This window comes from Bradyrhizobium sp. 23, from assembly GCF_023073295.1.
Lineage (GTDB): Bacteria > Pseudomonadota > Alphaproteobacteria > Rhizobiales > Xanthobacteraceae > Bradyrhizobium > Bradyrhizobium canariense_D.
Window position 1 is genome coordinate 748,802 of record NZ_JADPJF010000148.1, and the last position, 2,952, is coordinate 751,753.

The 2,952-nt window shown below is 62.1% G+C and carries 2 protein-coding genes and 1 pseudogene; all 3 read left to right on the top strand.

The window, feature by feature from the left end; genetic code table 11:
• Window positions 1-78 precede the first annotated feature (78 nt).
• The 3 genes and pseudogenes from IVB32_RS36950 to IVB32_RS36960 all read left to right on the top strand — a co-directional run bounded on the left by IVB32_RS36950 (window position 79) and on the right by IVB32_RS36960 (window position 2,827).
• On the top strand, window positions 79-276 hold the full coding sequence (locus IVB32_RS36950) for a Myb-like DNA-binding domain-containing protein (protein WP_051113050.1): 198 nt from the start codon (window positions 79-81) through the stop codon (window positions 274-276).
• 14 nt (window positions 277-290) lie between these two features.
• A pseudogene (locus IVB32_RS36955) lies at window positions 291-611 on the top strand (MBL fold metallo-hydrolase); the annotation flags it as partial.
• 554 nt (window positions 612-1,165) lie between these two features.
• Window positions 1,166-2,827, top strand: a complete 1,662-nt coding sequence (locus IVB32_RS36960; protein WP_085350873.1) for a cytochrome b5 domain-containing protein — start codon at window positions 1,166-1,168, stop codon at window positions 2,825-2,827.
• Window positions 2,828-2,952 lie beyond the last annotated feature (125 nt).

The following is a 2,952-nucleotide window of genomic DNA, read 5'->3' on the forward strand; positions in this document are numbered from 1 at the left end:
GAGATAGGCATCATATGTTAAAGCGCGACTCAGCAATTGCAGCCCGATAACCTGGCAACAGGCTGGGGACGCGGGACGATGGCACAGTCACGCTATCCGTTGATCCGGAGGTGGACACCGGAAGAGCATCAACAGCTGCTGGTGATGGCGGCGGCTGGGCGCCGACCCGACGAGATCGCCCAGGCGCTCGGCAGGACAGAGCCGGCCGTGCGAGGCCGCGCCAACCTGCATAACATCCCGCTGCGACTGGTGATGCAAAAGCGAAACGGCCCATGATCAAGGGCGCGTTTGGACCAATGCCGATGGACTATTTCGTGTGGCTGGCGAGGGGAGGCGGCCGCATCTTCGTCATCGACACCGGGTTCAATGCCGAGGTCGCGAAGCAGCGCAGGCGAAATTACCTGCGCTGCCCGGTAGAGACGCTTGCCGCGTTCGATATCGACGCTGCCCACGTCAAGGACGTGATTCTCACGCATCTGCACTACGACCACGCCGGCAATTTCGACCGATTTGCGCATGCGCGGTTTCACCTTCAGGAGCGCGAGCTTGCCTGTGCGACCGGGCGCTACATGCTTTATCCTCGGCTGTCGCATTCGTTCGAAGTCGAGGATGCCGGGAAGCGTAGCTGTGCACGTTACATCGGTGCGGTCGCTGCTCGCCGACGAGACCTCGACCAAATGGCTCGATGCTGCCGTGAATACCAGGCTGCCTTGGGCCGCAGGGTACCGGACCCGCTGCCGGGCGCCAGGGCGCCGCCATTCGTGCCGGTGCTGCCGATGATGCCTGTACCGCCGAGTATACCGCACCGTCTGGCTTCTGGCTGCGAGGGCCAATGAAAGGATCGGGTAGGTCCGACGACCTTTCGCACTGCCCGGTCGCTCCCTTCGGAAGGCGGCGCCAAATGTCGGTTCGTAGACGAGGACCGAGGTTTGCAACGCAGCGCCAAGCCGACGCGACTGGCTCATCCTCAATGGAAGTTGGCGCTCGGTCGGCGTGTTTGCTCACGGAGGCCGATGACCGAGGAACTCCAGAACTCTATTTGGCGTGCCACAAGATCCTTTATTGCCAATCAGCCCGGCGCTAGTCTCGAGCCCATTGATGAGGCGCCTTAAACTTATTCCAGCCGCGAGTTGAGGGGCGTTCGATTGCATCGGAAGGAAGATGGATGAGGGCAGTGATCGTCGGTGCGGGAATGGGCGGGTTGATGACGGCCTTGGCGCTGCGTCAGTCGGGAGTGTTCGCATCGGTCGATGTCTACGAGCAAACGAAGGTGCCTAGCACCGCAGGCGCCGGGTTGAACATCCCGCCCAACGGGGCGCGAATATGTCGTTGGCTAGGCGTCGACCTGGATGGGGGAGATTCCAAAGGCCCCGACGGGGTCATTGACGGCGGCCGCGCGGCAATCCTGGAGTCGACACGACAGTTCAACGCAGATGGGAGCGTGACAAAGAGGCCATTCGATCATGTCACCGCCGCAGGCGACGGCGCCGGCTTTCATCACATGCACAGGCTGGACCTTTTGATGTGCCTGTACAAGCGAGTGTCCGACTTCGGTATCGACAGCGGCGCGCCATGCCCGATCGCGGTGCACATGGACTGCAGACTGACGCAGCTGCGTCAGACCGCAGGCGAGGTAATAGCGACCTTTTCGAATGGTCGAACCGCCACGGGAGAGCTTCTCGTAGGTGCGGACGGGATCAACTCTGCGACGTTACAGCTGGCGTGGCCGAATTCGCGTCCCAAGCGTTGGACGGAGGTAACCTGCTTTCGAGGACTCATTCCGCGGACGGGGGTTGCGTCCCTCCGCAAAGCGAACGGTAACCCGCTGGACCACAATCCCATCAACTCCTTCAGCATGGACCGCCATCGGGCGGATAGGAGCGGCGCGACCACGTACTGGGTACGCGGCGGCGAGTTGTTGAACGTGTGGATCGCGCATTATGAGCCTGAGTCCGCCGCGTTCGAGCAGGAGGAGGGCGACTGGTTTCCCGTCAGTCAGCAGGAGATCGTTCGCGAGGTCGGCGAGGCATTCGCGGGCCATCCCAGCAGAGACGACCTCATCGCTCTGTCGGGGGCGATCGTTCGTCCTACCAAGTGGGGTCTCTACGATCGCGATGCGCTCGAAACCTGGGTGCAGGGCCGCATCTGCCTGCTCGGTGACGCGGCGCACCCGATGCTTCCCACATTCGGTCAAGGAGCTGCTCAGTCCTTCGAAGACGCCGCCGCCCTTGCCAGCGCCTTTGCGCTTCACCAGCGCGATGTGCCTACAGCCTTGTTGCACTACGAACGCGTGCGGCATTACCGCGCTACCCGCTTTCAATTGGGATCCAAATTCGCCTTCGACCATTTGCGAGCGAAGGACACCGCTGAGCAGAAGGCGCTACTGGAGAGACTCGATGAGCGTGTGAGTCCTGCCTTTGCCCACGATAAGCGCGGCGGCGAGGACGATTCCTGGATCTACGCCTACGACGCCCGCAAGATCGGCAGCGAGTTGCCTGCCAAGAGGCTAGGTCCGTGGGACTTCCGCCGAACCGCCAAGGTAAGGTACGGTGGGATCAAGCTCTGGATGCCCGCCAATCCGGCGAAGGGTACGCGCCGCGTCACGCGCGAAGAGGTCGCTCTGCACAACACACAGAACGACTGCTGGATCATCATCTCGGGAAAAGTTTATGACATCACCGAGTGGGCCCCTCATCACCCTGGCGGCGCTGGAATCGCACGAATGTACGCTGGCAAGGAGGCCACTGCCGAATTCGGTGACTATCACAGCACCGAGGCCGTCGCGCACATGGCAAATTTTTGCGTGGGCGCTCTCGTCGAGAATTGAACCACCTCGTCGTAGCCGGGCACCTGGCGGCACTGCCGTAGGCCGCATCCGAGCCGCGCCGTCGACCCGCCTCGCACATCGCGAAGAGCATTCCGACAACCGGTAGACTTCCAAATAACGGCTCG